Origin of the sequence: Streptomyces sp. SID3343 (genome assembly GCF_009865215.1) — a bacterium.
Taxonomy (GTDB): domain Bacteria; phylum Actinomycetota; class Actinomycetes; order Streptomycetales; family Streptomycetaceae; genus Embleya.
In genome coordinates this window covers 1-1,066 of sequence record NZ_WWJX01001102.1, presented here as the reverse complement: position 1 = coordinate 1,066, position 1,066 = coordinate 1, and the positions used below count along the sequence as shown (strand labels likewise).

General features: G+C 71.3%; 1 protein-coding gene. It reads left to right on the top strand.

Translation table 11 applies throughout. The annotated features are described in order from the left end of the window. Positions 1-364 precede the first annotated feature (364 nt). Positions 365-1,066 (top strand): fumarylacetoacetate hydrolase family protein (locus GT354_RS34435; RefSeq protein ID WP_346012313.1); only part of this gene is annotated, 702 nt, incomplete at its 3' end.

The window sequence follows — 1,066 nt, the reverse complement described above, 5'->3', positions numbered from 1 at the left end:
CGCGGCCCGGCTAGCCCGGTACGCCCGCTTCCGCCGGGCAGTGATCCGCCGCCCCGGGTAGTGATCCGCAGCACTTCGACGCCTTCGCGCACCGCGTTCCCACGCGCACCGACCTCGCCCGCCGGCACCGCCCTCACCGCACAGGCCCCGACACCCGGCGCCCGACCGGGCACTTCCCGCTGCCCGAAACGCGCCTCCCTCGCCGCTTCTCCTCCCCCGCGTCCCACCCCCGACCGGCCCGTTTCGGCGAGCCGGCCCGTCGTGACGGTTGACAGTGGAACCGAGATCACCTCTATTATTCTATCTGGAATCATATACGTTCCTGGTCGAAGAGTCGGCGAGATCCACAGGCAAGGGGTGGCGAGTGACGCACGACGCGGTGACGGCATCGACGGGGCGACGTCCCGGCAAGGTGCTGGCCGTACACCTGAACTACCGCTCCCGCGCGCGACAACGCGGCCGCACCCCCGCGCACGCCTCCTACTTCCTCAAGCCGAGCAGTTCGCTCACCGGCTCCGGCGTCGTCGAACGCCCCGCCGGCCTCGAACTCCTCGCCTTCGAAGGGGAGATCGCGCTGGTGATCGGGCGCAGCGCGCATCGCGTCACCCCGGCCGACGCGTGGCGGCACGTCGGCTGGGTGACCGCCGCGAACGACCTCGGGTTGTACGACCTGCGCTACGCCGACAAGGGCTCGAACGTCCGCTCCAAAGGGGGCGACGGGTTCACCCCGGTAGGCCCTCGCCTGTTGGACGCAACGGACCTGCGGCCCGAGGCGCTGCGGGTACGGACGTGGCTGGACGGCGAGTTGGTCCAGGAGGACACCACCGCGACCCTGCTGTTCGGCTTTGCCGAGTTGGTCGCGGATCTGTCCCGGTCGATCACTTTGGAGGTCGGCGACGTCATCCTGACCGGGACACCGGCGGGCGCCTCGGTGGCCGAGGTCGGCCAACGCGTCGAGGTCGAGGTGGACAGCCTCGACGATCCCGAGCACACGACCGGCCGGCTGCGCACCGAGGTCGTCGCGGGTCCGGCGCTCGCCCGGTGGGGCTGCCCACCCGTGGTCGAC